The organism is Paracoccus sp. TRP, from assembly GCF_000185925.1.
Lineage (GTDB): Bacteria > Pseudomonadota > Alphaproteobacteria > Rhodobacterales > Rhodobacteraceae > Paracoccus > Paracoccus kondratievae.
Window position 1 is genome coordinate 30,784 of sequence record NZ_AEPN01000024.1, and the last position, 26,845, is coordinate 57,628.

The following is a 26,845-nucleotide window of genomic DNA, read 5'->3' on the forward strand; positions in this document are numbered from 1 at the left end:
TCTTCGTCAAGTCATGCGCGGAATTTGCCGCCTAGCTTTGCGCCCATCATCGCCCGCCTTGTCGCGGGCCCGACGGAGCCAGCGATGCGCAGCCTTCCCCCTTTTCCTGATCTGCGGTCCTTTCTGTCCTGGCTGGAGGCGCGGGGCGAGCTCGCGCGCATCGCCGAGCCCGTGTCGTTGCGCCATGAGATGACGGCTGTCGAATTGGCCTGCTTGCGCCGGGGCGGCCCTGCGCTGCGCTTTGACAACCCGCAGGGTGCGCGCATCCCGGTCATCGCCAACCTGTTTGGTACCCGCGCGCGGGTCGCGGCGGGCCTTGGTCTGGAACCGGATAAGATCGTGGAGTTCGGCGAGTTTCTGGCTGCGCTGCGCAGCCCGCCGCCGGTCGAGGGGATGCGGGATGCCATGTCGCGCTGGCCGATGCTGCGCGCGGCACTAAGGATGCGGCAGCGGTTTTTGCGTCATGGCCCGGTGCAGGAGGCCGAGCTATCGGACCTTGATGCCCTGCCGGTCCAGACCCCCTGGCCCAATGACGGCGGGCCGCTGATTACCTGGCCAGTGGTGCTGACCCGGCCAGAGGACAGCCGCGCCGGGGATCTGACGCGCTATAACCTTGGTGTTTACCGCGCGCAGGTTCTGGCGCCCGACCGGCTGATTCTGCGCTGGCTCGCCCATCGCGGCGGTGCGGCACATCATCGCTCATGGGAAAGGGCGGGTAAGGCGATGCCGGTCGCCATCGCCCTTGGCGCGGATCCCGCGTTGTTGCTTGCCGCTGCTTTGCCTCTGCCTGAAACGGTTTCAGAGCTGGGGTTTTCGGGGGTGCTGCGCGGCGCGCGGACCGAGCTTGTCGCGGCGAAAACCGTGCCGTTGATGGTACCCGCCCGCGCCGAGGCGATTATCGAGGGCTGGATCCACCCCGGAGAGACCGCGCCCGAAGGGCCGTTCGGCGATCACACCGGCTATTACAATGCCGTTGAGCCTTTCCCGGTCATGCGCGTCAGCCGCATCACCTGTCGCGAGGCGCCGCTTTACCTCTCGACCGTCACCGGACGGCCACCTGATGAACCCTCGGTCATTGGCGAGGTTTTCAACGATCTGGCGCTGCCTGTGATCCGCACCCAGATCCCCGAGATTACCGATCTGTGGCTGCCGCCCGCTGCCTGTTCCTATCGCATGGCGGTGGTGGCGATCGACAAACGTTATCCCGGTCAGGCGCGACGGGTGATGATGGCGCTGTGGGGGATGCTGCCCCAGTTCAGCTATACCAAGATGATCGTGGTCGTGGACCGCGACATTGATGTGCGCAGCTGGGACGATATCGTCTGGGCAATCTCGACCCGAATGGACCCGGCCCGCGACACGGTGCTGCTGGACCGCACGCCGATGGATTACCTTGATTTTGCATCGCCCCTTGAGGGGCTGGCGGGCAAGCTTGGCCTTGATGCGACCACAAAGATCGGGGCGGAGATCAGCCGCGAATGGGGCCGCGTCATGCACCTTGATCCGCAGCATGAGGCACGGGCCGAGGCTCTGCTTGCGACGGTGCTGCCATGAGGGTGGTGCTTGGCGTCTCGGGTGCGTCAGGCGCGGCGCTGGCGCTGGATTGTGCCCGGGCGCTGACCCGCGTGGGGGCTGACGTTGATCTGGTTGTCTCGCCCATGGCCAAGCGTACGCTTGCCACCGAGGTCGGCACCGGGGCGTTGGCTGATCTGTGCGCCATGGCGGCGCGGGTCCATGCCCAAGGGGACCCCGGGGCCGAGATCGCCTCGGGCTCATGTCCGGTCGCGGGAATGATCGTTGCGCCTTGTTCGATGCGCAGCCTTGCTGCCATTGCCCATGGGCTGGACGATGGGCTTTTGACCCGCGCCGCCGGGGTTCAGCTCAAGGAACGCCGGCCGCTCATCCTGCTTGCGCGTGAGGCGCCGCTGACGTTGGCGCATCTCGACAATATGCAGGCTGCAACGCGGATGGGGGCGGTGATCCTGCCGCCCGTTCCGGCGTTTTACCTGCGCCCGCAAAGCCTTGCCGAAGTCACCGCCCAGATCGCCGCCCGCGCGGTCGATCTGCTGCGCCTCGGCCCGCCTCTGGCGCGGGCGTGGAGCCCGGCCAATCCCCCTGTGAACCCCTGCGAAGGAGATACCCATGACTGACATCACCTTTGGCTCCACAGCCATTGTCGGCGACATTGCGGCCCGGCTGCCCGGCGCGGCAGAGGTCTTTCGCCGCGCCGGCATCAGTTTTTGCTGCGGGGGCAATGTCGCACTGGCCGAAGCGGCTGAGAAAGCCGGTGTGCCGCTGGCCACGCTCAGCGCCGAATTGCAGGCGCTGAGCGATCAGGCCGGACGCGATGCCCCCTCTGAGACACCGGCGCTGATCGAACATATCCTGACCCGTTATCATCGGACCCACCGGCAAGAGCTGGCCTTTCTGATCAGCCTCGCTGAGCGGGTCGAGGCAGTGCATGGCGATCACGAAGAGGCCCCCTTGGGCCTGACCGAGGCGCTGGTCTTGCTGCGGGACGAACTTGAATCGCATATGGCCAAGGAAGAGGCGGTGCTGTTCCCCTCGATCCTGCAGGGGGCGGGGGCAATGCTTGCCGGGCCGATCCGGGTGATGCAGGCCGAGCATGAGGATACCGGGCAGGTCCTGCACAGGATCGAACATGTGACCCGTGGCCTGACCCTGCCTGCAGGGGCCTGTGGTTCATGGACGGCGCTTTACACCGGGCTGCGCAAGCTTTGCGACGACGTGGTCGCCCATATCCACCTTGAAGAAGAGGTGCTCTTTCCCCGCGCCCTGACCTCGTAAGACTTAACCCGGGGCAGCATTGCGGGCGGGGATGTCAAAACGCGCGCGCTTGAGGATCCGGCCCGCCTGATCAACGGTCAGCCGCAGCGCGCGGCCCTTGAAAAAGAAGGTCAGGCGATGGCGTCCGGCGTCTTCACCCTCGCCGGTCTCACAGCGGGTGGTGATCAGGCTCGTGCGCATCAGTTCGGGCACGCGGTCCGGTTCAAGGCCAAAGGCTTCGGCCAGCTCATGCGCATCGACTACGAAACCTTGTTCGGTCACGTCGATCCTGTCCATGCCAGATCCCTCCGGGTGGTTGCTTGCGACATATGGGCATGCGCGGGTCATTTTGCCATGGCGAAAACCTGAACGCACCGGCCCGAAGCGGCAGGAATGGCAAAGGGCGCGATCGGATCGCGCCCATCTCTGTCTTGCTGCCGTTTGAAAAACGCTGCCTCAGTTCACCTGAGTCAGCCCGGCATCCATGCGCTCGCGCGCTTTCTTGGGCATCTTGGCGGTCTTGGCGGCCTCAAGATTTGCCGGGGCGTCGCCGACCTGTACCAGCCCGACCATGCCCATGCCGAAATGCGGGGTGCATTTCACACCGTAAAGGCCGGGTTCGGTCACGGTCAGGGTGTAGGTATCGTTGACCTTGCTTTTGAAGGGCTCGACGCCTTCGGGCAGGATATCCTTGATCGCTTCGACGTTATGGCTTTTGTCGGTGGGAATAAAGGTGATCACATCGCCAGGCTCGGCGCGGACAAAGCCCGGCTCGAACACCATGGCGCCAGTCTCACCCTTGTTGAGCATGTGCACCTCATGGGTTTCGGCACCCGCAGGCAGGGCAAGGCCAAGCGCCACCATGATGGCTGCGACGGCAAGGGGTTTGTGAAACATCACGGTCTCCTTGGTAAACTGGGCGCATGACGACCCATCGCCCCTGTCCTGATCCTGTTCCGGCTCAGGCGACTTGATGAAAATCAAGCAAAAAGGAAATTACTCGGATTTCTGCCGACCAGATTGCCGCAGGCTAAGACCACAGATCTGTCCGATTTGTGAAAAATTTACAAATTCATTAGAATAGCCGTCAATTTTTTTACAAAAAATTCCTTTATAAAAAAAGGTTTACTGAAAATAGAAACTGGGATTAACATGCAAACTGATCGGCGACCGCTGCCCCCCGTGCGGCACCTGAGAGGAGGGTGGGGGTAAAGCGACCCGATGCGGATTGCTATTGAGGAGGCGTGCCATGTCCGTTGAAAAGGTTTTGAAACATCCGATTCCTCCTGGATTTGAGGATGTTCATATTGGTCCTGGTGACTACGCCCGTCTTTATGCCGAATCGATTTCCGACCCTGAGGGGTTCTGGCGGCGCGAGGCTGGCCGGCTGGAGTGGATCGAGCCCTTTACCAAGGTGAAGAACACCGATTTCACCATGGGCAAGGTGTCGATCAAATGGTTCGAGGACGGGGCGCTGAACGCCTCGGTGAACTGTATCGACCGCCATCTGCCGCAGCGTGCCAGCCAGACGGCGATCCTCTTTGAACCCGATGACCCCAGCCAGCCCGCGCGCCACATTACCTATGCCGAGCTTTCCGAAAAGGTGAACCGCTTTGCCAATGTGCTGCTAAGCCAGGGGGTGATGCGGGGCGACCGGGTGGTGATCTATCTGCCGATGATCCCCGAAGCCGCTTATGCCATGCTGGCCTGTGCGCGCATCGGTGCGATCCATTCGATCGTCTTTGCCGGTTTCTCGCCCGATGCGCTGGCCAACCGCATCAATGACTCGGGTGCCAAGCTGGTCATCACCGCCGATACCGCGCCGCGCGGCGGGCGTAAGACCGCGCTGAAATCGAACACCGATGCCGCGCTTTTGCATTGCTCGGACCGGGTGCGCTGCCTTGTGATCAAACATACCGGCGACCAGACCACCTGGATCGACGGGCGTGACGTCGATGTGCTGGCGATGATGGAGCAGGTCAGCCCCGACTGCCCGCCGCGCCCGATGAATGCCGAGGACCCGCTGTTCATCCTTTACACCTCGGGTTCGACCGGCAAGCCCAAGGGGGTAGTCCATACGACCGGGGGCTATCTGCTCTATGCGGCGACGACCTTCCAGTATGTGTTCGACTATAAAGAGGGCGACATTTTCTGGTGCACGGCCGATGTGGGCTGGGTGACGGGTCACAGCTACATCATTTACGGCCCTCTGGCCAATGGCGCGACGACGCTGATGTTTGAGGGCGTACCGACCTGGCCTGATCCGGGCCGGTTCTGGGCGGTGTGCGAAAAACACAAGGTCACCCAGTTTTACACGGCGCCGACCGCGATCCGGGCGCTGATCAGCCAGGGCCCGGAATGGGTTGAAAAGCATGATCTGTCGAGCTTGCGGATTCTTGGTACGGTGGGTGAGCCGATCAACCCCGAGGCCTGGAACTGGTATGACAAGCATGTCGGCAAAGGCCGCTGCCCGATTGTTGACACCTGGTGGCAGACTGAGACCGGGGGGCATATGCTGACCTCTCTGCCCGGCGCGATCGAGGCCAAGCCCGGCTCGGCGACGCTGCCCTTCTTTGGGGTCAAGCCGGTTGTCCTGGACGCTCAGACCGGCGCTTTGGTGGAGAAGGAGGGCGAGGCGGTCGAGGGTGTCTTGTGCATTGCCGACAGCTGGCCGGGTCAGATGCGGACGGTCTGGGGCGATCACCAGCGCTTTATGGAGACCTATTTCCAGCAATATCCGGGCCATTACTTTACGGGTGACGGCTGCCGTCGGGATGAGGACGGGTATTACTGGATCACGGGCCGGGTTGACGATGTGATCAACGTGTCCGGCCACCGGATGGGCACGGCCGAGATTGAATCGGCGCTTGTCGCGCATGAGAAGGTGGCCGAGGCGGCGGTGGTTGGTTACCCCCATCCGCTGAAAGGTCAGGGCATTTATGCCTATGTGACGCTGATGAACGGTGTTGAGCCAAGTGATGAGCTGCGTCTGGATCTTGAGAAATGGGTCCGCACCGAGATTGGCCCGATTGCCAAGCCTGACCTGATCCAGTGGGCTCCGGGGCTGCCGAAGACGCGCTCTGGCAAGATCATGCGCCGCATCCTGCGCAAGATCGCCGAGGACGATTTCGGCAACCTTGGCGACATCTCGACCCTCGCAGACCCGGGCGTCGTCGATGAGCTCATAACAAACCGCATGAACCGTCACTGACGCAGGGGCCGGCCTGAGGACGTCGGCCCTGAAGCCGGACAAGATTATCCACGGGCGTGCATGGCGCCCGTGGGGTGGCTGCGGCTGGCCGGGAGGCTGCCAGTAACGCGCCGCTTCTTCTTAAGAGGAGGGCCCGCCCGCGCCGGCCTTGACCCGGTGCGGACAGGATAACCGCAGATCGTGGCAGTGGAGGAGCACGACCCGATGGAAGAAGAACTCGTCGAAAGGATCGTCCGCGATCCGAATTACCAGGCACTGAAGGAAAGACGAACCCGCTATGGCTGGGTGCTGACGATTGCGATGCTGGTCGTCTATTACGGCTATGTCCTGCTTATCGCCTTTGACAAAGAGCTGCTTGCCGCCCGTATCGGCTCGGGCGTCATGACCTGGGGCATCCCGCTGGGCTTTGGCGTGATCATCTTTACCATTATCATCACCGGTATCTACCTGCGCCGTGCGAACAGCGAGTTCGACGATCTGAGCGAGAAGATCCGGCGGGAGGCGCTGAAATGACCGTCAAGATCCTGCGCAAGGGCCTGATCGCTGCGGCCCTGACCGTCCCGGGGGCCGCCCTGGCCGATGTGATCCAGGGGGGCGAAAAACAGGCCACGAACTGGACCGCGATCGTGATGTTTGCCGTCTTTGTTCTTGGGACGCTATATATCACCAAATGGGCAGCCTCTCGCACCAAATCGGCGGCGGATTTCTATACCGCCGGTGGTGGCATCACCGGCTTTCAGAACGGGCTGGCGATTGCCGGGGACTACATGTCGGCGGCATCGTTCCTTGGTATCTCGGCTGCGGTGATGACCACGGGCTATGACGGGCTGATCTATTCGATCGGTTTCCTCGTCGGCTGGCCGATACTGACCTTTCTGCTGGCTGAACGGCTGCGCAACCTCGGCCGGTTCACCTTTGCCGACGTGGCGGCCTTTCGCTTTGCCCAGGCGCCGGTGCGCATCTTTGCCGCCTCGGGTACGCTGGTCGTGGTGGCTTTTTACCTGATCGCGCAGATGGTGGGTGCGGGCTCGCTGATTCAGCTGCTGTTCGGCCTTGATTACTGGATCGCAGTGGTGATCGTCGGCGCGCTGATGATGATCTATGTCCTGTTCGGTGGCATGACCGCGACGACCTGGGTGCAGATCATCAAGGCCTGCCTGCTGCTCGGCGGCGCCTCGTTCATGGCCTTTATGGTCATGTGGCGCTATGGTTTCAGTCCCGAAGCGATGTTTGCCGATGCGGTGCGCATCAAGACCGAGATCGCCACTGCCTCGGGCAAGACCGCAGAAGAGGCCGCCGTTGCCGGTCAGTCCATCATGGGGCCGGGCACCTTTATCAAGGACCCGATCTCGGCGATCAGCTTTGGCATGGCGCTGATGTTCGGTACTGCGGGCCTGCCGCATATCCTGATGCGCTTCTTTACCGTTCCCAGTGCCAAAGAGGCGCGCAAATCGGTGATGTGGGCGACCGGCTGGATCGGCTATTTCTACCTGCTGACCTTTATCATCGGCTTTGGCGCCATCGCCTTTGTCCTGACCAACCCCGAGTTTCTGGACGGGACCGGCGCATTGGTCGGCGGCAGCAATATGGCGGCCGTGCATCTGGCCCATGCGGTCGGCGGCAACGTGTTCCTGGGCTTTATCTCGGCCGTGGCCTTTGCCACCATCCTTGCGGTGGTTGCGGGGCTGACGCTGTCGGGGGCTTCGGCGGTCAGCCATGACCTTTATGCGACCGTGATCAAGAACGGCAACCCCGCGCCGGGCAGTGAACTGCGCGTCTCGCGCATTACCACCATCGTCCTGGGGATCGTCGCGGTGGTGCTGGGCATTGCCTTCAAGAACCAGAACATCGCCTTCATGGTGTCCTTGGCCTTTGCAGTGGCGGCCTCGGCCAACTTCCCGGTGCTGTTCATGTCGGTGCTGTGGAAGGATTGCACCACCCGTGGCGCGGTTGTCGGCGGCTTCCTCGGGCTTATCTCGTCGGTGGTGCTGACGGTGCTGTCGCCCTCGGTCTGGGAGGCGACGCTGGGTAACCCCGCAGGTTCGGCCCCCTTCCCCTATACCTCGCCTGCGCTGTTTTCGATGACGCTTGCCTTCCTTGGCATCTGGCTCGTGTCAAAGATGGACAATGGCGCACGGGCGCGTATCGACCGGGCGGGTTTCCTTGCCCAGCAGGTGCGCTCTGAAACCGGGATCGGCGCGGCCCAGGCCTCGTCGCACTGAAAAAAGGCGGCCCGCCCCCCCGCAGACGGGGGCGGGCCGTTACCGTTCCGCATCCGGTTGCGGATGTTGCGGAGGGGATGATGGCCCACATCCTGATCGTCGAGGACGAGGATAACATTGCCGCCGCGCTGGAGTTTCTGCTTTTGCGCGCTGGCCACAGCTACAGGCGGATCGCCCGAGGCGCAGGCGCGCTGGACGAAATGCGGGCACGCCGTCCTGATCTGGTGCTGCTTGATATCATGCTGCCCGACATTTCGGGCTATGAGATTGTCGGGGCTGTACGCGCCGACCCGGATCTGCGCATGGTGCGGGTGCTGCTGATGACCGCGCGCGGCTCGGTGGTCGAGCGGCGCAAGGGGCTGGCGCTTGGGGCCAATGGTTTTATTGCCAAACCTTTTGAGCTGTCCGAACTGCGGGCCGAGATCGAGCGGTTGCTGGGCACCCCCTGACCGCCCGCACGTTCAGGCCGCGAGGTGTGGCAGGACCCAAATGCCGCTTTCGGGCGTAGCGTTCACCCGCAGCCGGCAGCCATAGGCGCAGGACAAGGTGTCATCGGACAGCACCTCTTCGGGACGGCCCTGAGCCAGAACGCGGCCGGCACACATCAGCACCAGCCGCTGCGCAAAAAGCGCAGTCAGGTTCAGATCATGCATGACCGCAATCACGCCTCCGCCCGCCCGCGCGTAATCGGCGGCCAGCCGCATGACTGTCAGCTGATGGGCGATGTCGAGGCTGCTGACCGGTTCATCCAGCATCAGCCAGCGCGGGCCGGTTTCCTTATCCACCGGCTGCCAGACCTGGGCCAGCACGCGGGCAAGCTGCACGCGCTGCTGTTCGCCACCCGAAAGCTCTTGATAAAGGCGGCCTGAAAAACCCGGCAGACCGACTGCCGCCAGCGCCTGCGGGATCAGGGCCTCGGTGCGTTCGGCCTGCGCCTCGATCCCGATGCGAACCACTTCGGCAACGGTAAAGGGAAAGGACAGCTCGGCTGCCTGTGGCAGCACGCCGCGGTGGCGCGCCAGTTCTTCGGGCGGCATCCGTGCGATGTCTCGACCGTTCAGGGTGATGCGGCCCCGGCAGGCCAGCTCTCCGGTCAGGCTGCGCATCAGGGTCGTCTTGCCCGAGCCGTTGGGGCCGACGATGGCCGTGAACTCGCCCGCCTGCGCGCTTACCGACACGCCATGCAGCACCTGTTTTCGGCCAAGACTGACCGAGATATCGCTGGCGATCAGGCTCATAGGTCCAGCACTCCGCGATTGCGCAAGAGGATCCACAGAAAGAACGGCCCGCCCATGATGGCGGTGACGATGCCGATCGGCAGTTCGGCCGGGGCGATGACCGTACGGCTGATCATATCGGCGATCAGCAGCGTGACCGCGCCAAGCAGCGCCGAGTTCACAAGCAGCCAGCGGTGATCCGGCCCGCTTGCAAGCCGCAAAAGATGCGGCACGACGATGCCGACAAAGCCGATCCCGCCCGAGACCGCCACCGCGGCCCCGGTTGCTGCGGCGACAGTCAGGATGGCGCGGTTCTTGACCTTTTGCACCCGGATACCGACATGGGCGGCCGCGGCCTCACCCAGCGCCAGCGCGTTCAGCCCGCGTGCCAGCCATGGCGCATGGATCATTGCCAGCGCCATGATCGGCGCGGCCACCAGAAGCTTGGGCCAGTTCGCCCCGGCCAGCGAGCCAAGACTCCAGAAGGTCACATCGCGCAATTCGCGGTCATCGGCGCGCAGGATGACCAGCCCTGAAACGGCCCCGATGATCGCCCCCAGTGCAATCCCGGCAAGCAGCATGGTCGCAACCGAGGTGCGCCCCCGCCGCGTGGCGATGCGGTAAAGCGTGATCGTCGTGGCCCAGCCACCGGCAAAGGCCCCGACCGGCACCAGATACCAGCCGAAAAGCCCGGTCAGCCAGCCGGGCAGGGCGCTGGCCAGAACTATGGCAAGGATCGCCCCCAAAGAGGCGCCCGAGCTTATGCCCACGATGCCCGGGTCAGCCAGCGGGTTGCGAAACAGCCCCTGCATGACCGCCCCCGAAACAGCAAGCGAGGCGCCGACGAAAATGCCCATCAGCACCCGGGGCAGGCGGATATCCATCAGCACAACCCGATCCTGCACCGCAAGTTCGCGCCCGGCCAGAAGGTCCAGTATCGCCTGCGTCAGCGAGGTGCCCGAGGCGCCCCAGGCAAGTGAGATCACCGTCATTACTGCAAGCAGGGCTGCGAGTGCCAGTCCCAGACGGCGGGCGCGTTGGCTGCGGTCGCCCTTGATCCGCTGTGGCGGGCAAAGATCAGGGGACAAGGCGACCATCACGACCCCGCATAGATGAGGTCATGCAGTTCGACCGCCGCCTCGCCGGTGCGGGGACCAAAGCCCAGCAGTTTCAGTCCGTCCATTACCACTACCGCGCCCGCACGGCCTGCCGGGGTCTGGGCAAGCGCGGGGATTTTCTGCGCTGCTTCGGTTGCCTCGGCATTGGTGTTGCCGCCATTCATTGTGGCGTCGACCTGTTCATCGCCCCGCGTCATCATCAGGATGACATCGGGGGCGGCGGTAATGATCGCCTCATCAGTGACGGGCTTGTAGCCCTGGAACCCGGCCAGGGCGTTTTCGCCACCGGCCAGGCGAATGATCCCGTCAGCCGCCGTGCCTGTGCCGCCTGCCATGACGCGACCGCCTTGCAGCGAAAGGATGAAAAGGACCTTTTTCGGTGTCCCAACCGCCTGTGAGCGGGCCTGAACGGCCTCAAGATCGGCCGCCAGCTTTTCGCGCAGATCGCGGCCCTTTTCCGGCACGCCAAGCGCCTCGGACACGCGGTCCACCTTGTCGAGCACGCCGGCGATGTCATAGCGCTCGGGCACCGCGACATAGGGCAGGCCCGTCGATTGCAGGACTGCGACCGCCTCGGGCGGGCCGGCGCCTTCTTCGGCCAGGATCATGTCAGGCGCGACGTTCAGCACCCCCTCGGGCGACAGCGCGCGCAGATAGCCGACATCGGGTAAGGCATTGGCCTCGGGCGGCCAGTTCGAGGTGGTGTCACGCCCGACAAGCCGCGCCTCTTCGCCAAGCGCATAGATGATCTCGGTGATCGAGCCGCCAAGCGACAGCACGCGCCGGGCCTCGGGGTAGCTTTCGGCAAAGGCAGGCCCGGCAAGCCATGACGGTGTCAGCAGCGCAAGCGCCAGTGCCAGCCGTTTCATGCCGCTGCCTCGGCCAGTTCAGGCAGGCCATCAACCAGCGTCGCCCATGCTGCGGCATCGCCGCCCTTTTCGGGCCGCAGCCCGAAACATTGAAAGATCAGCGCGCCTTCTGCATCAAAAGCCTCGACCGAGATTGCCGGACCGCGCCGGGTCGGCTTGTCCACCGCCCAGACCTCGGCGACGTGATCGACGCGCAGATGCAGGTTAAAGCGCGGGTCCATGATATTCAGCCACGGCCCCATCGGCTTCAGCGACTGGATGGGTCCTGAGTGGATCTCGATACAGCCCATATTGCCGACAAAGAACATCACGCCGACGCCCTGGGCGTGGACCCGCTCAAGCAGGGCCGGCACCGCATCGACGGCCAGTTGCCGCACCAGCGGCGCGCCCGCGATGCGGTAAGCGCCCAGCCGGTTCATCTTGAGCCGGCGGGTCAGGATGTTGAACTGGTGGGTATCGGTCATCTCGGCCCATTCGCGGCGCAGGGCCTCGGCGCGCTCGGGGCTGGCCTTGGCGGGCTCGACCGGCGCGCGCGGCGCAAAGCTGGCGCTGTCGGATTGATCGGACAGCGCCAGATCATGGCAAAGCGCCTGCCATGACGTCAGGTCCGAGGCATCGCGCAGGTGGATCTTGTGCACCGCGTCCCCCGCCGCATCAAAGATCTGGATCGAGCGGCGGGTCCCCGTCTCGGTCTTAAGTTCGACGGCAAATGCATGGACCCAATGGCGCGGAAACATACGCAGGTCGATTTCGGGGTCCACGGTCATGGCGGCATGTTCGCCATCGTGAAATTCGTTATAGGTGCCGATCTTTTCGATCACGCAAGAGCGGTTGCGGGTCAGCGCCATCACCTCGCCCAGACCTTGGACAAGGGGGATCAGCCGCCCCGGTTGCGGGTCAATCCGGATCGCACCATGGCCGACCCGCGCAGCGACCAACGCCGCCTCGGGGATGCCCAGCCGTTCGGCCAGATCATAGGGGCGGGTGCTGTTTTCGGCCAGAAAGCGGCGCAGATCGGCGGGGGAATGAACAGTCATTGCTGTGCCTTTCGCTGCTGTTGCATGCCCGTGGCCTTAACCCGGAGCAGTGCGCAAGAATCATTGACAGTTTTACTCAGTTTATTTTACGTCGCGCAAGATGCCAGCTCGCGCCAGCCGGAAACTTCTGGATTTGACGACGGGAAACACATGCCACGCCATTCACTACGCGGCGCGCTGCTGGCCGGAACCGCCTGCCTGACCGCGCTGACGCTGACCACGCCCCTGCTTGCCCAACAGCGCACGGGCGAGGATGAGAAGACCAGGACCACCTTTGTGCTGGATCAGCTCGTGCTGCGCGCCGGAAAGCCCAAAGTCGCGTCCGAGGTACCCCAGTCGGTCTCGGTCGTGGACAGCGAGCAGTTGCGGGACATCGAGGCCGGCCATATCGGCGAGGTCCTGGCGACGGTGCCGGGTGTCGCCGGGGTCGGCTCGGGCAGTTTCTTTGGTCAGGGGTTCAACATCCGCGGCTTTGGCTCGACGGAAATGGCGGCGGCGGAATCCGGCATTGTCCAGCTGATCGACGGCGAAAAGAAATATTACGAATCCTACCGTCAGGGCGCGCTGTTCATTGAGCCGGATTTCCTGCGTCAGGTCGAGGTGCTGCGCGGGCCGGGGTCCTCGACGCTATACGGTTCGGGCGCGCTTGGTGGCGTCATCGCCATGGAGACGATCGAGGCCAGCGACCTGATCGCCGAGGGCAGCACCTTCGGCGGCAAGGCCAAGCTTGGCTATGCCAGCAACCCCGACACGGTCCTGGGCAGCGTTGCGCTTGGCTGGCGCCCGGCCGAGGATTTTGAGGCTCTGGCCGCCTTTGCATGGCGCAAGCTGGGCGATACCAAGGACGCCGACGGCAATACCACCGTGCGCTCGAATTCCAAGACGCCGAACCTGCTGCTGAAAGCCAGGCGCACCTTTGGCGATCAGTATATCGCTTTTTCCTATCAGCATCTGGAAGCCAAAGGCGAAAATCAGGACTTCAATCAGGTCGAGGGCGCGCAGGCCGGACTTTTCCCCGGCTTCACCGGCTGGGGTGTCGGTGATATCACCACCCGCGACCAGACGATGAAACTGACCTGGGGCTGGAATCCGCAGGACAACCGCTACATCGACCTGACCGCGACCCTGTCCTATACCAACACCATGAAGGATGTCCGGCAGGGCGACGACCCGGATGAGCCGATCATGGCTTCGTTGCTGGGCCGGCGGGACTATCAGCTGTGGAAATTCAAGCTGCGCAACGTCTCGGACCTGTCGGGGGCGGGCTATGATCACCACCTGACTACCGGTTTCGACATCATGAAACAGGACCGTTCGTCCAGCGTGCCGTCAAGTTCGCACCCCGAGGCCTATACCCGCGCCTGGGGGGCCTATGCGCTGTCCGAGCTGACCTGGGGCGATCTGACTGTGAACTCGGGTCTGCGCTATGAAAAGCAGCGCACCGAGCCGAAATCCTCGGTGACGGCGACGGACGATAAATACAACTCCGAAGCCATCGAGCCGCAAATCGCCGCGATCTACAGGCTGAATGACAGCTGGTCGGTCTTTGGCTCGGTCGCATTTGTTCAGCGCATGCCGACGGTTGATGAACTATACGACAGCTTCCGTGGTGGTGCGCCTTCGCCGGATCTCAAGGATGAAAAGGGCAAGAACCTTGAGGCCGGGCTGTCCTATCGCGGCTCGGATCTGTTCGCCTCGGGCGATGCGGCGGTGATGAAATTGACGCTGTTTCGCAATCATATCGACGACATGATCATGCGTACGAATGGCGCCGCGCCGACCCCGGCCTATGTCAATATCGACCGTGCCTATCTGCGCGGCGGTGAGCTGGAGGCCAGCTACAGCCTTAACAACTGGGAACTGGGCGCCGCCGTTTCGATAGTCGATGGCAAGGATCAGGACGGCAAGGTCCTGGACACGCTGCCAAATGACCGGGTCACGCTGCAGGCGATCTGGCGGCCCAATGACGAGTGGCGACTGGGCCTGCGCAGCACTTTGGCGAAAGGCCGGGACAAAGCGGATGACGAGCATCGCGCGGGCTATGGCGTCCATGACGTCTTTGCCACCTGGGCCCCGCAAACGGGTGCCGCAGCAGGGATCGAGGTTCATATGGGCATCGATAACATCGCCGATCGCGATTACACGCCTGCCACCTGGCTGAGCGGCCCGGCCCCGGGGCGGAACTTTAAGCTGTCGGTCTCGCGCAGTTTCTGAGCGGGGCTGCCAGATGCGAAGGCCGGTCCCATCCGGGGCCGGCCGTTTCATTTTAGGGCTCAGTTTGCCCACCATGTTTGGGCAATCAGCGCGTCATGATCGTCCATCTCGATAACGCGGCCCTCATGTATGACAACGATACGGTCGGTATGGCGGGTTGCGCCCAGCCGATGGGTGATAACCGGCATCCTGCGTCCGATTGCCGGCTTTCCAAGGGACAGGATCAGTGAATTCTTGAGAATGGCGCGGGCATAGTCGCCCATCAGCCCTTAGAATGTGTCGTGGGCAGCGCCACACTGATCACGGTATCAAGGGGCAGCGAGCAAAACCCGCATCGCGGCATAACCGATCAAGGGGTCGCCCCTGACGCCCAGAACCTCGGCCGAGGCATGGGCCCGGTCATTTTCTTCGCGTTAACATGTCTGCCTGCGGGAATGCTCAACCCCGTTCATTTTGCTTGGCTCATGCGTCGGCTGCTGCCCTCGGGCTCCCCGGGAATCGCAGGTTCCTTGGGGAAAGAAGTTCGCTTTCACGCTATCGTTGTGGATTTGCGGCCCCTTATTGCCTGTTCCACGGGCAGATGAAAAGCCGGGCGATACAGGCTGCAGAGCCGCAGTTTTTGGCATGCGCCAAGATGAAGTAATCTTTGTTACATATTGTTGTCGCGTAATTTTTACAAAGAGCTGCGACAGGGCAGGCGTGACCGGCGCTTTGCCTCCCCGACAGTTTCCATACTGGTCGGTTTGTTTGCGAATTGACACATGCGTCATTGGCAGTGGACAAATTCGAACAGATTCGAAAAGATTCGAACGGGGGGCGGATGGCGGGCGCAGGGGCAACCTTCACAGCCCCGTCCGGGAACAAGAACGCCGAAAGGCATGAATCGGAGGAATATCCATGCGGAAAAACCTGTTCTGGCTGGCCGGTATGATGGCCCTGCCGGTCGCTGCCGAAGCCAAGACCGAAATTTCGTGGTGGCATGCGATGACCGGCGCCAATGCCGAAGTGGTAACCAAGATCGCCAATGACTTTAACGCCAGCCAATCCGACTACGAGCTCAAGCCGGTCTTCAAGGGCACCTATCCCGAGACGCTGAATGCCGGTATTGCGGCCTTTCGCGCCGGGCAGGCCCCGGACATCATTCAGGTCTTTGACGTCGGAACCGGCGTGATGATGGGCGCCCAGGGCGCGATCAAACCGGTCGCCGAAGTGCTGAAAGAAGGTGGCTACGAATTCGACAAGAGCCAGTATCTGCCCGGTATCGTCGGCTATTATTCGACGCCCGAGGGCGATATGCTGTCTTTCCCCTATAACTCGTCCTCGCCGATCCTTTATTATAACAAGGACATCTTTCAGAAGGCGGGCCTTGACCCCGAAACCCCGCCCAAGACCTGGGCCGAGGTCTGGGCGGCTGCCCGCAAGATCAAAGAGTCGGGCGCGGCGACCTGCGGCTATACCTCGACCTGGCTGACCTGGATTCACACCGAGAACTTTGCCGCCTGGAACAACGTCAGCTGGGCGACGAATGAAAACGGCCTTGCCGGCACGCCCGAGCTGAAGATTGACGGACCGCTGTTTGTCAAGCATTTCCAAGAGCTTGCCGATCTGGCCAAAGAGGGCGTCTTTGTCTACGGCGGCCGCACCAGCGAGGCCAAGCAGAACTTTACCTCTGGCGAATGCGGGATTCTGACCGAAAGCTCGGGCGGGCTGGGCGATATCGTAAAATCGGGCATGAACTACGGCATCGGCCAGCTGCCCTATGACGAGACCGCCGAGGGTGCGCCGCAAAACACCACCCCCGGCGGTGCTTCGCTGTGGGTCATGGGCGGCAAGTCGGACGAGACCTACAAGGGCGTCGCTGCCTTCTTCAACTACCTGTCCCAGACCGAGGTTCAGCAGTTCCTGCACGAACAATCGGGCTATCTGCCGGTGACCATGGCTGCCTATGAGGCGACCAAAGGTTCGGATTTCTATCAACAGAACCCGGGCCGCGAAACGCCGATCCAGCAGATGATGGGCAAGGCGCCGACCGAGAATTCAAAAGGGGTGCGCGCGCCTAACCTGCCGCAGCTGCGCGACATCCAGAACGAAGAATACGAAAAGATGCTCGCTGGCCAGCAGGACGCGGCCACCGCGCTGAAAAACGCCGTCGAACGCGGCAATGCCGCGATCAAGGAAGCCGTGGGCGGTTGAAACCAGAAGGCGGGCGTTCCGGCGCCCGCCCGACCCTAAAGAGGGACAGATGAGACGCACCGTCTTTCCGCACAAGCTGTTGCCCTGGCTGCTGCTGGCGCCACAGCTGGCAATCACGCTGATCTTTTTCTATTGGCCCGCAGCGCAGGCGTTTCGCCAGTCAATGCTGCGCGAGGACGCCTTTGGCCTGAAGACCACCTTCGTGGGGCTTGCGAATTTTCGTAAGGTGCTGAGCGATCCGAACTATCTGAACTCGATGCGGGTGACGGTGGTGTTTTCGGTACTTGTGGCATTTTTCGCCATGGCGATTGCGTTGTTTCTGGCCGTGCAGGCCGAAAAGATTGTCCGGGGCAAAGGGTTTTACCGCACGCTGATGATCTGGCCCTATGCGGTGGCGCCCGCCATCGCCGGTATGCTGTGGCTTTTCATGTTCAATCCCAGCTTTGGCACGCTTGCCTGGCCCCTGCGGCAGCTTGGTATCAGCTGGAACCCGCTGCTTGACAGCACACAGGCCATGGGGCTGGTTGTCGCTGCCGCGACATGGAAGCAAATCAGCTACAATTTTCTGTTCTTTGTCGCAGGCTTGCAGGCAATTCCTCGTTCACTGCTGGAAGCGGCGGCGATCGACGGGGCATCGCGCCGCCATACGTTCTGGACCATCACCTTTCCGCTGCTGGCACCGACGAGCTTTTTCCTGCTGGTCGTAAACACGGTTTATGCGCTTTTCGACACCTTTGGCATCATCCATGCGGTGACTGGTGGCGGCCCCGGCAAGGCGACGGAAACGCTGGTCTACAAGGTTTATAACGACGGTTTCGTCAACCTGATCATGGGCGACAGCGCCGCGCAATCGGTGATCCTGATGATCATCGTCATTGCGCTGACCGCCTTCCAGTTCCGCTTCATCGAAAGGCGGGTGCATTATGGCTGAGTCCGCTCCTCTCGCTGCGCGCCGTTCGGGCCGGCTGATCGCACATCTGTGGATGGTGCTTGGCGTGATTGTCGTGGCCTTCCCGGTCTATTACGTCTTTGTCGCCTCGACCCATTCGTTGCAAACGATCCTGCGCCCGCCCTTGCCGCTGCTGCCCGGTTCCGAGGTGGTGCGGAACTATTCCGAGGCATTCTCGGGTGGGGTCAGCCGCATTGGAGGGGTCAGCCTGTGGCGGCTGCTGGCCAATACCACCATCGTTGCGATGGGGATTGCGCTTGGCAAGATCGCGATCTCGATGGCCTCGGCCTATGCGATCGTCTTTTTCCGCTTTCCGCTGCGGATGGCCTGTTTCTGGCTGATCTTCATCACGCTGATGCTGCCGGTCGAGGTGCGTATCCAGCCGACCTACAAGGTCATGGTCGATCTTGGGCTGATCAACACCTATCCGGGTCTGATCCTGCCGCTGATCGCCTCGGCTACGGCGACGCTGCTGTTTCGGCAGTTCTTCATGACCATTCCGGATGAGCTGCTTGAGGCGGCTCGCGTCGATGGTGCCGGGCCGTGGCGGTTTTTCAAGGACATCCTGTGGCCCCTGTCGCTGACCAATGTCGCGGCGATCTTTGTGATCCAGTTCATCTATGGCTGGACGCAATATCTGTGGCCGCTGCTGGTTACCAATTCCAACGAAATGAACACGATCGTCATCGCGCTGAAGAAGATGGTTTCTTTTGCTGATGCCGATACCCCCTGGCACCTCGTGATGGTGACCAGCGTGCTGGCCATTCTGCCGCCGATCCTGGTGGTGGTGCTGATGCAGCGCTGGTTCGTCAAGGGTCTGGTCGAGACGGAGAAATAAATGGCCCGCATCCTGCTGAACGACGTCCGCAAGAGTTATGCGGGAACTCAGGTGATCCATGGCATCAACATGCAGATCGCTGACGGTGAATTCGTGGTGATTGTCGGCCCCTCGGGCTGCGGCAAATCCACGCTGCTGCGCATGGTCGCGGGACTTGAGGCGATCACCTCTGGTACGGTTGAGATCGGCGACAAGGTGGTCAACGACCTTGAGCCGCGTCAGCGCGACATTGCCATGGTGTTCCAGAACTACGCGCTTTACCCGCACATGTCGGTGCGCGAGAACATGGCCTACGGCCTCAAGATCGCCCGCATGTCCAAGGCCGAGATCGACAGCCGTGTCGCCAAGGCCGCAACCATGCTTGAGCTTGAGCCCTATCTGGACCGCAAGCCTCGCGCATTGTCGGGCGGCCAGCGCCAGCGCGTCGCCATGGGCCGGGCGCTGGTGCGCGAGCCTGCGGCGCTGCTTCTGGATGAGCCGCTGTCGAACCTTGACGCCAAGCTGCGGGTCCAGATGCGTTTGCAGATCAAGGAAATGCACCTGCGCACAGGCCAGACCACCCTTTACGTCACCCATGATCAGGTCGAGGCAATGACGCTGGCTGACCGGCTGATCGTGATGAACAAGGGCGTGGCCGAACAGATTGCGACCCCGCTTGAGGTCTATCAGCGACCGGCCAGTGAATTCGTCGCGGGCTTTATCGGCTCTCCGGCCATGAACATCTTTACGGTCAGCGCGGCTGACGGTCGCGTGACCTTGCCGGGGGGCGCGGTCCTGCCGCTGCCCGTGCCGCGTGGGGGCGATCTGCGTCTTGGTCTGCGCCCCGAACATATGCGCATGGCCGAACCGGGCGAGGCGGCAATCCCCGTCGTGCTGCGCTCGGTCGAACGGCTGGGGGCGGATGCTTTCGGCTATGGCATGATCGAAGGCTCGGATGTGTCTTTCGTTCTGCGTTTGCCCGGCACCAGTACGCTTGATCGCGGCGACCGGGTCGAGGCGGTGCCTGATCCGGCGCATCTGCATTTCTTTGACCCCGAAAACGGAAAGCGTATCGAAGGTTAATGTCACTTTGCAGCCGGGCCAGAGGCGGTTCGCCGCCGGCCCGGTTTGCAGGTGCCCGCGCCGCACCTATATCCATCGCTGCAGTATAAAGAAGGCAGGTTTATGATGGATGAGGCGCAAGAATCCGGTCATGCGGGGCCGATCCTGCATTTTCGCGGCATGGCCGGGGGCGGGATCAGGCTTGCGACTATCATCATCCGCCCGCTTAATGCGCCAGCGCCTCCGTCGCTGCGGGTTTCTACGGCCGGGGTCGCACCTGTCCGCATCGCCGAAATTGCCAATGTCGCAATCTGGCGCCACGACTTTACCCTGACGCCCGCTGATCGTGGTTATGAGTTCGCGGACTGCTTTTACGAGGTCGTCACCGATCTGAGCGGCGATCTGCGCCTTGCCTTCGTTTCCTGTAATGGCGAGGAAAACGGCGATCTTGAGCGCGACGATGATGAACGTAACCTGATGTGGACGCGGTTGGCGCAGGATCACGCCAGCGCCCCCTTTGCGTTGCTATTGCAGGGCGGCGACCAGATTTATGCTGATGAGGCGACGCAAGGCCACCCGCTGAGCGAGGATTGGCCCGATCACGTGCCCGAGGTCGATGACTCTGCCGCGCTGCAAGATCTGGCCCGGCATCTGCGCGACCGTTTTGTCGAACGCTATCTGCATGTGCTGCGCGCGCCCGGCTATTCGTGGATGGCGGCACGGGTGCCGACGCTGGCGATCTGGGACGACCATGACATTTGTGACGGCTGGGGCTCGCTGCCTGAAAAGCGCGCGCGCTCGGCCGTTGGCCAGGCGCTGTTTCAGGCCGCGCGCGAGACCTATTTGCTGTTCCAGCATGGCGCGGTTGAAAGCGACATCCCCGAGCTGTTTCTTGACGCCACAGGTGCCAGCCTTGGCTGGAAACGCGAACTGCCCGGCCTGACCATCGCAGCACCCGACCTGCGTTCAGAACGCGACCGTCATCGGATCATGGGCCCGGCGGGCTGGCAATCGGTCGAGGCGCTGGCGCCGCAAGGCGAACATATCTTTCTGGTCTCCAGCGTCCCGCTGCTTGGTCCGCGCCTGTCGCTGATCGAGCGGGTGATGATGGCGATCCCGCGTATGCAGCATTACGAGGATGACTTGCGCGACCAATGGCAAAGCCGGGCACATCGCGCTGAATGGCGGCGGATGCTGGGGCAGGTGCTGCAATGGCGCGACCATGCGCGCGTCACCGCCCTGTCGGGCGAGATCCACCTTGCCACACGGGCCGAAATGGGACCGCAGGCGCAAAAGATCCATCAGCTTGTCGCCTCGGGCATTTCCCACCGTGCGCCTCCGCGCGCCTATGCCCGGCTGCTGGGCCTGTTTGCCGGGCTGGGCGAGGCGCCCTTGCCCGGCCACCCGATCCGCATCCTGCCGCTGCCCGGCCAGCGCCACCGCTATGTCGCCGAACGCAATTACCTGACCCTTACCCGCAGCGCGGGCCATTGGCAGGCGGTCTGGCATCTTGAGGACAGCGGCAAAACGCCTCCGCTAGAGCTGTCCGCCTGATCGGGCCGGCGTGGCGGTTGCGCCGCCCGCCAAAGCCCGCTATCCCGGGCGCCCATACCGGTCGCAGCCTACCCGGTTATCAAAACAAGGGTTCACAATATGAAGACTTTAGTTGTCTGCTCAGGCGGACTCGATTCCGTGACGCTTGCTCATATGGTCGCGGCACGGGGCGAACTTTCACGCCTGATCTCGTTCGATTATGGCCAACGCCACCGCAAAGAGCTGGAATTCGCGGTCGCCACCGCCTGGCAGCTTGAGGTGCCCCACCACGTCATAGATCTGCGCGGCGTGGGGGCGGCACTTGGCGGCTCGGCCCTGACCGGAGGGGCCGAAGTGCCCGACGGCCACTATGCCGAGGAAACCATGCGCATCACCGTGGTTCCGAACCGTAATGCCATCATGCTGACGATTGCCTTTGGTGTCGCGGCCTCGATGGGGGATGAGGCGGTGGCCATCGCCGTCCATGGCGGAGATCATTTCATCTATCCCGACTGCCGCCCGGCCTTTACCCAGGCGTTCCAGCATATGCAGGACGCGGCACTTGACGGCTATGCCCGGATCACGCTGCTGACGCCCTTTGTCCATCGCACCAAGGCCGATATCGTCGCCGAAGGGGCACGCCACAACACCCCCTTTGCCGCCACATGGTCCTGTTACAGGGGTGGTAAGCAGCATTGCGGCCGCTGTGGCACCTGTGTCGAACGGCGCGAAGCCTTTCAACTGGCCGGTGTCCCAGACCCGACCACCTATGAGGACCCGGATTTCTGGCTGCAAGCCGTCGCTGACCGGGGGCGGAAGTGATGTTCTGCATTTCCAAGGAATTTCATTTCTCGGCCTCGCATCAGCTATCCCATCTGCCTCCCGATCACCAATGCGCCCGGCTACACGGCCATAACTACATCGTGGTGGTCGAGCTGGCCTCGGCCACGCTGAACGCTGATGGTTTCGTGCGTGATTATCATGAGCTTGCGCCGTTAAAGCATTATATCGACACGCAATTCGACCATCGTCATCTGAATGAAGTGCTGGACGGCCCCTCAACGGCCGAGAATATGGCGCGGCATTTTCACGATTGGTGCAAGGCGCGCTGGCCTGAAACGGTGGCGGTCCGTGTTTCCGAGACACCCAAGACCTGGGCCGAGTACCGGCCATGACCCTGCGCATCGCCGAAATATTTGGCCCGACCATTCAGGGCGAGGGTGCCCTGATCGGAGAGCCGACCGTTTTTGTCCGCGCTGGCGGCTGTGATTACCGCTGCCATTGGTGCGACAGCTTGCATGCCGTGGACTGCAGTCACCGACACGAATGGCGGCCAATGGAGGCCAGGGAAATCTGGGCCGAGGTGCGCCGCCTGTCGGCTGGCCAGCCGCTGACCGTTTCGCTGTCAGGGGGGAACCCGGCGATTCAGGATTTTGCCCCGTTGATCGCGCTGGGGCGGGCCGGGGGGTATCGCTTTGCCTGCGAAACTCAGGGCTCGATTGCGCAGCCGTGGTTTGGCGATCTGGCCATGCTGGTCCTGTCACCCAAGCCGCCCTCTAGCGGGCAGGTGGTGGACTGGGATGCCTTTGATCGCTGCCTGAGCGCAGCCGAGGGCGCGGGTCGGCGGGTGCTCAAGATCGTCATTTTCGATCAGGCGGATCTGGATTGGGCGCGTGAGGTTGCCGCCCGCTATCCCGACCTGCCGCTTTACCTGCAACCCGGCAACCCTGAAACCGACCCTGAAACCCCGGTCGAGCCACAAGCCCTTGCCGACCGGTTGCTGTGGCTGGTCGAAAACACGGTCGGCCGCGGCTGGCTGAAACCCCACATTCTGCCGCAACTGCATGTCCTGATCTGGGGCAACCGGCGCGGCGTATAAGACCATAGGAGCGAAGAATGTCCGAAACGATCTATAGCGGCCTTAAACAGCTTGGTGGCGCAACAGTTCTGCCTGAAAGCCCCGACAAGGCCGAGCTTGAGCGGGTGCAGAACCCGCAGGCCGATGTTGCTTATAACGTACGTTTCACCGCGCCTGAATTCACGTCGCTTTGCCCTATGACCGGTCAGCCGGACTTTGCACATCTGGTTATTGATTATGTGCCAGGTGACTGGCTTGTTGAGTCGAAATCGCTGAAATTATACCTTGGAAGCTTTAGAAATCACGGTGCTTTTCATGAAGATTGCACCGTCTCTATCGGGCGCAGGCTTGCCGGGTTCCTCGCTCCGCTCTGGCTGCGCATCGGCGGCTATTGGTATCCGCGCGGCGGTATGCCGATTGACGTTTTCTGGCAAACCGGCCCGATGCCCTCGGGGGTCTGGATCCCGGATCAGGGCGTGCCACCCTATCGCGGACGCGGCTAAGGCTTGCTGACGCAAATCATCTATCGGCGCGGGTGCTCATAGGATCCGCGCCGATTTTTCTTGACAGCCCTCATCACTATGTGTGAGCATTTGCTCATCACATTAGCAAATGCTGATCCGTAGGGGAGGACAATCGCATGAGCATGATGCTGCGCGGTTTGATGGGGGCCTGCGCCGTGACGGCGCTGACGCTGCCAGCCATGGCCGAGACACTGACCATCGCCACCGTGAACAACGGTGACATGATCCGCATGCAAAAGATGAGCAAGCCGTTCACCGATGCGAACCCGGACATCACGCTGGAATGGGTCACGCTTGAGGAAAACGTGCTGCGTCAGCGCGTGACGACCGATATCGCCACCAAGGGCGGGCAATATGACATCGTCACTGTCGGCAATTACGAGGTGCCGATCTGGGCCAGGCAGGGTTGGCTGTTGCCGCTTGAGGATATGGGCGAGGAATACGATGCCGCTGATATCCTGCCGCCGATCAGCGCCGGCCTGTCGGTGGATGGCAAGCTATATGCCGCGCCATTCTATGGCGAATCCGCGATGATCATGTATCGCACCGATCTGATGGAAAAGGCCGGGCTGACCATGCCTGAACGCCCGACATGGGAGTTCATCTATGACGCCGCCCGCAAGATGACCGACAAAGAGGCCGAGGTCTACGGCATCTGCCTGCGTGGCAAGGCGGGCTGGGGCGAGAATATGGCCTTTCTGACCTCGATGGCACATAGCTATGGCGCGCCATGGTTCGACAAGGACTGGAAGCCCCAATTCTCGGGTGAGAAGTGGAAAAAGGCGCTGACCGACTATGTCACCATCATGAATGAGGCCGGCCCGCCCGGCGCCTCGTCCAACGGGTTCAACGAGAACCTCGCGCTGTTCCAGACCGGCAAATGCGGCATGTGGATTGATGCCACCGTGGCGGCAAGCTTTGTGTCGAACCCCAAGGAATCGACGGTGGCCGACAAGGTCGGCTATGCGCTGGCACCCGAGGGTGAAAAGCCGCAAATGTGGCTGTGGGCATGGACGCTGGCAATCCCCTCTTCGACCGATGCGCCTGATGCGGCAAAGAAATTCGTCGCCTGGGCGACCTCCAAGGCCTATACCGAACAGGTCGCAGCGGCCGAGGGCTGGGCGAATGTGCCTCCGGGCACCCGCACCTCGCTTTATGAAAACCCCGAGTATCAGCAGGCCGCGCCCTTTGCCAGGCCGACGCTTGACAGCATCATGTCCGCCGATCTGCAAAACCCGACCAGCGTCGAGGTGCCCTATATCGGCACGCAATGGGTGGGCATCCCCGAGTTCCAGGCCCTTGGCACCTCGGTAGGCCAGCAGTTTTCTGCAGCTCTGGCTGGTCAGGCCAGCGTTGATCAGGCGTTGCAGATGGCCCAGCAGATTGCCGAACGCGAGATGGCCAAGGCCGGTTATCCCAAGTGATACCCAGTTGACGATGTAACCCGGTCGCGGGCCGGGCAGGGGGCGCATTGTCCCCTGCCACCCGGCACCGACAATGATTTCCTGCGCGGGGAGGCGCACCGATGGCGACCCGACACCAGAAAACTCTGGCACGGCTGATGGTTTCCCCCTCGGTCCTGTTACTTCTGGGCTGGATGATCGTTCCTCTGGCCATGACGCTGTGGTTCAGCTTTCAAAGCTACAACCTGCTGTCACCCGGGATGGAACAGTTCATCGGCTGGACCAATTACCAGTATTTCCTGTCAGATCCGGCCTTCTGGACGGCGATGCGCAACACGCTTTTGCTGGTCGGTGGGGTGCTGGTCATCACCGTGGGGGGCGGCATTGCGCTGGCCCTGCTGCTGGATCAGCCGATGTTCGGGCAGGGTGTGGTACGTATTCTGGTGATTGCGCCCTTCTTCATCATGCCCACCGTTTCGGCGCTGGTGTGGAAGAACATGTTCATGAACCCGGTGAACGGGCTGTTTGCCTGGTTTGCCAAGGCGGTCGGGGCCCAGCCCATCGATTTTCTGGCCCAATATCCGCTGATGTCGATCATCCTGATCGTTTCATGGCAATGGCTGCCCTTTGCCACGCTGATCCTGCTGACGGCGCTGCAATCGCTTGACAGCGAGCAGATGGAGGCGGCCGAGATGGACGGGGCGGGCACTCTGGCCAAGTTCACCCATCTGGTCCTGCCACATCTGTCGCGCGCCATTACCGTCGTGATCCTGATCGAGACCATCTTTCTGCTGTCGGTCTTTGCCGAGATCCTGGTCACGACGAATGGCGGGCCGGGCTATCAATCCACCAACCTGACCTATCTGGTCTATAGCCAGGCCCTGCTGCAATTCGACGTGGGCGGCGCCTCTGCCGGGGGCATCATCGCGGTGATCCTGGCCAATATCGTGGCGATCTTCCTGATGCGGATGATCGGCAAGACGCTGGAGTAACGACATGGCCCGCAACATCTCTCAAAGCCGTCGCTGGGGCTTTACCATCCTGGCCTGGGGCGCGGCGCTGGTGATCTTTTTCCCGATCCTCTGGACCATCCTGACCAGTTTCAAGACCGAGGCCGATGCCATCGCCAGCCCGCCAAAGTTCCTGTTCTTTGACTGGACGGTCGAGAATTATGCCGAGGTGCAGTCTCGCTCACCCTATTTCCGGCATTTCATGAACTCGGTCATCATCTCGGTCGGCTCAACCCTGCTGGGTCTTGTCCTGGCGATCCCGGCGGCCTGGTCTATGGCCTTTCAACCGGGGCGCCGGACCAAAGACCTGCTGATGTGGATGCTGTCGACCAAGATGATGCCGGCGGCCGGGGTCCTGATCCCGATGTATCTGATGTTCCGCAGCTTTGGGTTGCTTGACAGCCGGCTGGGCATCACCGTGGTGCTGATGCTGATCAACCTGCCGATCATCGTCTGGATGCTTTATACCTATTTCCGCGAAATCCCGTCCGAGATCCTTGAGGCGGCGCGGATGGACGGGGCAAGTCTGCGCAACGAAATCCTTCATGTGCTGACGCCCATGGCAGTGCCGGGGATCGCCTCAACGCTGCTTTTGAACGTGATCCTTGCCTGGAACGAGGCGTTCTGGACGCTGAACCTGACCACGTCCAAAGCGGCGCCGCTGACGACATTTATCGCCAGCTATTCCAGCCCCGAGGGGCTGTTCTACGCGAAACTTTCGGCGGCGAGTACAATGGCCATCGCCCCGATCCTGATCCTTGGCTGGTTCAGCCAGAAACAGCTCGTCCGTGGGCTGACCTTTGGCGCGGTGAAATAAGGGG

The 26,845-nt window shown here is 62.2% G+C and carries 27 protein-coding genes; 20 read left to right on the forward strand and 7 right to left on the reverse strand.

Annotated features, from left to right (window positions below):
• Nucleotides 1-84: 84 nt before the first annotated feature.
• Genes PARACOCCUSGL_RS0113520 through ric form a run of 3 tightly spaced genes read left to right on the forward strand, consistent with a single transcriptional unit; the run spans nucleotide 85 to nucleotide 2,808 of the window.
• Nucleotides 85-1,554, forward strand: coding sequence for a UbiD family decarboxylase (locus PARACOCCUSGL_RS0113520; RefSeq protein ID WP_010397527.1), 1,470 nt, complete (start codon nucleotides 85-87; stop codon nucleotides 1,552-1,554).
• Nucleotides 1,551-2,150 (forward strand): UbiX family flavin prenyltransferase, encoded by a 600-nt coding sequence (locus tag PARACOCCUSGL_RS20650; RefSeq protein WP_010397529.1) that lies wholly within the window; start codon nucleotides 1,551-1,553, stop codon nucleotides 2,148-2,150. Before PARACOCCUSGL_RS0113520 ends, PARACOCCUSGL_RS20650 begins: the two co-directional genes overlap by 4 nt.
• Nucleotides 2,143-2,808 (forward strand): iron-sulfur cluster repair di-iron protein, encoded by a 666-nt coding sequence (gene ric / locus PARACOCCUSGL_RS0113530; protein ID WP_010397531.1) that lies wholly within the window; start codon nucleotides 2,143-2,145, stop codon nucleotides 2,806-2,808. The genes PARACOCCUSGL_RS20650 and ric overlap by 8 nt, the downstream gene beginning before the upstream one ends.
• Before the next feature lie 3 nt (nucleotides 2,809-2,811).
• On the opposite strand, the gene PARACOCCUSGL_RS0113535 is transcribed toward ric, so the two are convergent.
• Nucleotides 2,812-3,084 carry a DUF6522 family protein gene (locus PARACOCCUSGL_RS0113535; protein WP_010397533.1) on the reverse strand — a complete coding sequence of 91 codons (273 nt, stop codon included), beginning with the start codon at nucleotides 3,082-3,084 and terminating at the stop codon, nucleotides 2,812-2,814.
• Between the two features lie 159 nt (nucleotides 3,085-3,243).
• Entirely contained in the window at nucleotides 3,244-3,684 is a 441-nt protein-coding gene (locus PARACOCCUSGL_RS0113540) for a pseudoazurin (protein ID WP_010397534.1), read from the reverse strand.
• Between the two features lie 352 nt (nucleotides 3,685-4,036).
• On the opposite strand from PARACOCCUSGL_RS0113540, the gene acs reads away from it, so the two are divergent.
• The 4 genes from acs (at nucleotide 4,037) to PARACOCCUSGL_RS0113560 (ending at nucleotide 8,669) form a co-directional block, all read left to right on the forward strand.
• Nucleotides 4,037-5,998 (forward strand): acetate--CoA ligase, encoded by a 1,962-nt coding sequence (gene acs, locus PARACOCCUSGL_RS0113545; RefSeq protein WP_010397536.1) that lies wholly within the window; start codon nucleotides 4,037-4,039, stop codon nucleotides 5,996-5,998.
• A 204-nt stretch (nucleotides 5,999-6,202) separates the two neighbouring features.
• Nucleotides 6,203-6,511, forward strand: coding sequence for a DUF485 domain-containing protein (locus tag PARACOCCUSGL_RS0113550; RefSeq protein WP_010397538.1), 309 nt, complete (start codon nucleotides 6,203-6,205; stop codon nucleotides 6,509-6,511).
• Nucleotides 6,508-8,220, forward strand: coding sequence for a cation acetate symporter (locus tag PARACOCCUSGL_RS0113555; RefSeq protein WP_010397540.1), 1,713 nt, complete (start codon nucleotides 6,508-6,510; stop codon nucleotides 8,218-8,220). The genes PARACOCCUSGL_RS0113550 and PARACOCCUSGL_RS0113555 overlap by 4 nt, the downstream gene beginning before the upstream one ends.
• Nucleotides 8,221-8,300: 80 nt before the next feature.
• Nucleotides 8,301-8,669, forward strand: a complete 369-nt coding sequence (locus tag PARACOCCUSGL_RS0113560; protein WP_029372256.1) for a response regulator transcription factor — start codon at nucleotides 8,301-8,303, stop codon at nucleotides 8,667-8,669.
• A gap of 12 nt (nucleotides 8,670-8,681) precedes the next feature.
• Here PARACOCCUSGL_RS0113560 and PARACOCCUSGL_RS0113565 read toward each other — a convergent pair whose 3' ends face one another.
• From PARACOCCUSGL_RS0113565 to PARACOCCUSGL_RS0113580, 4 genes are read right to left on the reverse strand one after another with little or no spacing between them, the layout of a single operon-like run.
• Nucleotides 8,682-9,458: a heme ABC transporter ATP-binding protein gene (locus PARACOCCUSGL_RS0113565; protein WP_010397546.1), complete on the reverse strand. Its 777-nt coding sequence runs from the start codon at nucleotides 9,456-9,458 to the stop codon at nucleotides 8,682-8,684.
• Nucleotides 9,455-10,534 (reverse strand): iron ABC transporter permease, encoded by a 1,080-nt coding sequence (locus PARACOCCUSGL_RS0113570; protein WP_010397548.1) that lies wholly within the window; start codon nucleotides 10,532-10,534, stop codon nucleotides 9,455-9,457. Before PARACOCCUSGL_RS0113570 ends, PARACOCCUSGL_RS0113565 begins: the two co-directional genes overlap by 4 nt.
• Nucleotides 10,534-11,424 carry a hemin ABC transporter substrate-binding protein gene (locus PARACOCCUSGL_RS0113575; RefSeq protein ID WP_010397551.1) on the reverse strand — a complete coding sequence of 297 codons (891 nt, stop codon included), beginning with the start codon at nucleotides 11,422-11,424 and terminating at the stop codon, nucleotides 10,534-10,536. Before PARACOCCUSGL_RS0113575 ends, PARACOCCUSGL_RS0113570 begins: the two co-directional genes overlap by 1 nt.
• On the reverse strand, nucleotides 11,421-12,461 hold the full coding sequence (locus PARACOCCUSGL_RS0113580) for a hemin-degrading factor (protein WP_010397553.1): 1,041 nt from the start codon (nucleotides 12,459-12,461) through the stop codon (nucleotides 11,421-11,423). The genes PARACOCCUSGL_RS0113575 and PARACOCCUSGL_RS0113580 overlap by 4 nt, the downstream gene beginning before the upstream one ends.
• Nucleotides 12,462-12,611: 150 nt before the next feature.
• On the opposite strand from PARACOCCUSGL_RS0113580, the gene PARACOCCUSGL_RS0113585 reads away from it, so the two are divergent.
• Nucleotides 12,612-14,675: a TonB-dependent receptor domain-containing protein gene (locus PARACOCCUSGL_RS0113585; RefSeq protein ID WP_010397555.1), complete on the forward strand. Its 2,064-nt coding sequence runs from the start codon at nucleotides 12,612-12,614 to the stop codon at nucleotides 14,673-14,675.
• Between the two features lie 59 nt (nucleotides 14,676-14,734).
• Here the strand turns inward: PARACOCCUSGL_RS0113585 and PARACOCCUSGL_RS0113590 are convergent, their stop codons facing one another.
• Complete coding sequence (locus tag PARACOCCUSGL_RS0113590) at nucleotides 14,735-14,938, reverse strand: ABC transporter related protein (RefSeq protein ID WP_010397557.1); 204 nt, start codon at nucleotides 14,936-14,938, stop codon at nucleotides 14,735-14,737.
• 634 nt (nucleotides 14,939-15,572) lie between these two features.
• Between PARACOCCUSGL_RS0113590 and ugpB the strand changes: the two genes are divergently transcribed.
• The 12 genes from ugpB (at nucleotide 15,573) to PARACOCCUSGL_RS0113650 (ending at nucleotide 26,841) form a co-directional block, all read left to right on the forward strand.
• Nucleotides 15,573-16,868, forward strand: coding sequence for a sn-glycerol-3-phosphate ABC transporter substrate-binding protein UgpB (ugpB, locus tag PARACOCCUSGL_RS0113595; RefSeq protein WP_010397559.1), 1,296 nt, complete (start codon nucleotides 15,573-15,575; stop codon nucleotides 16,866-16,868).
• Between the two features lie 49 nt (nucleotides 16,869-16,917).
• On the forward strand, nucleotides 16,918-17,799 hold the full coding sequence (ugpA, locus tag PARACOCCUSGL_RS0113600) for a sn-glycerol-3-phosphate ABC transporter permease UgpA (protein WP_010397561.1): 882 nt from the start codon (nucleotides 16,918-16,920) through the stop codon (nucleotides 17,797-17,799).
• On the forward strand, nucleotides 17,792-18,655 hold the full coding sequence (gene ugpE / locus PARACOCCUSGL_RS0113605) for a sn-glycerol-3-phosphate ABC transporter permease UgpE (RefSeq protein ID WP_010397564.1): 864 nt from the start codon (nucleotides 17,792-17,794) through the stop codon (nucleotides 18,653-18,655). The genes ugpA and ugpE overlap by 8 nt, the downstream gene beginning before the upstream one ends.
• Nucleotides 18,656-19,717 carry a sn-glycerol-3-phosphate import ATP-binding protein UgpC gene (locus PARACOCCUSGL_RS0113610; protein ID WP_010397567.1) on the forward strand — a complete coding sequence of 354 codons (1,062 nt, stop codon included), beginning with the start codon at nucleotides 18,656-18,658 and terminating at the stop codon, nucleotides 19,715-19,717.
• Between the two features lie 102 nt (nucleotides 19,718-19,819).
• Nucleotides 19,820-21,250, forward strand: a complete 1,431-nt coding sequence (locus tag PARACOCCUSGL_RS0113615; protein WP_010397569.1) for an alkaline phosphatase D family protein — start codon at nucleotides 19,820-19,822, stop codon at nucleotides 21,248-21,250.
• Nucleotides 21,251-21,349: 99 nt separating this feature from the next.
• Nucleotides 21,350-22,051: a 7-cyano-7-deazaguanine synthase QueC gene (gene queC, locus PARACOCCUSGL_RS0113620; protein WP_029372263.1), complete on the forward strand. Its 702-nt coding sequence runs from the start codon at nucleotides 21,350-21,352 to the stop codon at nucleotides 22,049-22,051.
• Nucleotides 22,051-22,404, forward strand: a complete 354-nt coding sequence (locus PARACOCCUSGL_RS0113625; RefSeq protein WP_010397574.1) for a 6-pyruvoyl tetrahydropterin synthase family protein — start codon at nucleotides 22,051-22,053, stop codon at nucleotides 22,402-22,404. The genes queC and PARACOCCUSGL_RS0113625 overlap by 1 nt, the downstream gene beginning before the upstream one ends.
• A complete protein-coding gene (gene queE, locus PARACOCCUSGL_RS0113630; RefSeq protein WP_010397576.1) occupies nucleotides 22,401-23,108 on the forward strand; it encodes a 7-carboxy-7-deazaguanine synthase QueE in 708 nt (235 codons plus the stop codon). The genes PARACOCCUSGL_RS0113625 and queE overlap by 4 nt, the downstream gene beginning before the upstream one ends.
• A 17-nt stretch (nucleotides 23,109-23,125) precedes the next feature.
• Nucleotides 23,126-23,590, forward strand: a complete 465-nt coding sequence (gene queF, locus PARACOCCUSGL_RS0113635; protein ID WP_010397578.1) for a preQ(1) synthase — start codon at nucleotides 23,126-23,128, stop codon at nucleotides 23,588-23,590.
• A 137-nt stretch (nucleotides 23,591-23,727) separates the two neighbouring features.
• Nucleotides 23,728-25,035, forward strand: a complete 1,308-nt coding sequence (locus PARACOCCUSGL_RS0113640; protein ID WP_029372265.1) for a sugar ABC transporter substrate-binding protein — start codon at nucleotides 23,728-23,730, stop codon at nucleotides 25,033-25,035.
• 101 nt (nucleotides 25,036-25,136) lie between these two features.
• Nucleotides 25,137-26,006, forward strand: coding sequence for a carbohydrate ABC transporter permease (locus PARACOCCUSGL_RS0113645; protein WP_010397581.1), 870 nt, complete (start codon nucleotides 25,137-25,139; stop codon nucleotides 26,004-26,006).
• 4 nt (nucleotides 26,007-26,010) lie between these two features.
• Entirely contained in the window at nucleotides 26,011-26,841 is an 831-nt protein-coding gene (locus tag PARACOCCUSGL_RS0113650) for a carbohydrate ABC transporter permease (protein WP_010397584.1), read from the forward strand.
• The last annotated feature ends 4 nt before the right edge of the window (nucleotides 26,842-26,845 follow it).

Bases quoted from the DNA above. Each gene is read 5' to 3' on its own strand.
- ugpB (WP_010397559.1), top strand. From the start codon at position 15,573: ATGCGGAAAAACCTGTTCTGGCTGGCCGGTATGATGGCCCTGCCGGTC.
- queC (WP_029372263.1), top strand. From the start codon at position 21,350: ATGAAGACTTTAGTTGTCTGCTCAGGCGGACTCGATTCCGTGACGCTT.
- PARACOCCUSGL_RS0113555 (WP_010397540.1), top strand. From the start codon at position 6,508: ATGACCGTCAAGATCCTGCGCAAGGGCCTGATCGCTGCGGCCCTGACC.
- PARACOCCUSGL_RS0113610 (WP_010397567.1), top strand. From the start codon at position 18,656: ATGGCCCGCATCCTGCTGAACGACGTCCGCAAGAGTTATGCGGGAACT.
- PARACOCCUSGL_RS0113520 (WP_010397527.1), top strand. From the start codon at position 85: ATGCGCAGCCTTCCCCCTTTTCCTGATCTGCGGTCCTTTCTGTCCTGG.
- ugpA (WP_010397561.1), top strand. From the start codon at position 16,918: ATGAGACGCACCGTCTTTCCGCACAAGCTGTTGCCCTGGCTGCTGCTG.
- PARACOCCUSGL_RS0113590 (WP_010397557.1), bottom strand. From the start codon at position 14,938: ATGGGCGACTATGCCCGCGCCATTCTCAAGAATTCACTGATCCTGTCC.
- queF (WP_010397578.1), top strand. From the start codon at position 23,126: ATGTCCGAAACGATCTATAGCGGCCTTAAACAGCTTGGTGGCGCAACA.
- PARACOCCUSGL_RS0113540 (WP_010397534.1), bottom strand. From the start codon at position 3,684: ATGTTTCACAAACCCCTTGCCGTCGCAGCCATCATGGTGGCGCTTGGC.
- PARACOCCUSGL_RS0113650 (WP_010397584.1), top strand. From the start codon at position 26,011: ATGGCCCGCAACATCTCTCAAAGCCGTCGCTGGGGCTTTACCATCCTG.
- PARACOCCUSGL_RS0113645 (WP_010397581.1), top strand. From the start codon at position 25,137: ATGGCGACCCGACACCAGAAAACTCTGGCACGGCTGATGGTTTCCCCC.
- ugpE (WP_010397564.1), top strand. From the start codon at position 17,792: ATGGCTGAGTCCGCTCCTCTCGCTGCGCGCCGTTCGGGCCGGCTGATC.
- PARACOCCUSGL_RS0113565 (WP_010397546.1), bottom strand. From the start codon at position 9,458: ATGAGCCTGATCGCCAGCGATATCTCGGTCAGTCTTGGCCGAAAACAG.
- PARACOCCUSGL_RS0113535 (WP_010397533.1), bottom strand. From the start codon at position 3,084: ATGGACAGGATCGACGTGACCGAACAAGGTTTCGTAGTCGATGCGCAT.
- PARACOCCUSGL_RS0113585 (WP_010397555.1), top strand. From the start codon at position 12,612: ATGCCACGCCATTCACTACGCGGCGCGCTGCTGGCCGGAACCGCCTGC.
- PARACOCCUSGL_RS0113580 (WP_010397553.1), bottom strand. From the start codon at position 12,461: ATGACTGTTCATTCCCCCGCCGATCTGCGCCGCTTTCTGGCCGAAAAC.
- ric (WP_010397531.1), top strand. From the start codon at position 2,143: ATGACTGACATCACCTTTGGCTCCACAGCCATTGTCGGCGACATTGCG.
- acs (WP_010397536.1), top strand. From the start codon at position 4,037: ATGTCCGTTGAAAAGGTTTTGAAACATCCGATTCCTCCTGGATTTGAG.
- PARACOCCUSGL_RS0113640 (WP_029372265.1), top strand. From the start codon at position 23,728: ATGAGCATGATGCTGCGCGGTTTGATGGGGGCCTGCGCCGTGACGGCG.
- PARACOCCUSGL_RS0113625 (WP_010397574.1), top strand. From the start codon at position 22,051: ATGTTCTGCATTTCCAAGGAATTTCATTTCTCGGCCTCGCATCAGCTA.
- PARACOCCUSGL_RS20650 (WP_010397529.1), top strand. From the start codon at position 1,551: ATGAGGGTGGTGCTTGGCGTCTCGGGTGCGTCAGGCGCGGCGCTGGCG.
- PARACOCCUSGL_RS0113615 (WP_010397569.1), top strand. From the start codon at position 19,820: ATGATGGATGAGGCGCAAGAATCCGGTCATGCGGGGCCGATCCTGCAT.
- queE (WP_010397576.1), top strand. From the start codon at position 22,401: ATGACCCTGCGCATCGCCGAAATATTTGGCCCGACCATTCAGGGCGAG.
- PARACOCCUSGL_RS0113550 (WP_010397538.1), top strand. From the start codon at position 6,203: ATGGAAGAAGAACTCGTCGAAAGGATCGTCCGCGATCCGAATTACCAG.
- PARACOCCUSGL_RS0113570 (WP_010397548.1), bottom strand. From the start codon at position 10,534: ATGGTCGCCTTGTCCCCTGATCTTTGCCCGCCACAGCGGATCAAGGGC.
- PARACOCCUSGL_RS0113575 (WP_010397551.1), bottom strand. From the start codon at position 11,424: ATGAAACGGCTGGCACTGGCGCTTGCGCTGCTGACACCGTCATGGCTT.
- PARACOCCUSGL_RS0113560 (WP_029372256.1), top strand. From the start codon at position 8,301: ATGGCCCACATCCTGATCGTCGAGGACGAGGATAACATTGCCGCCGCG.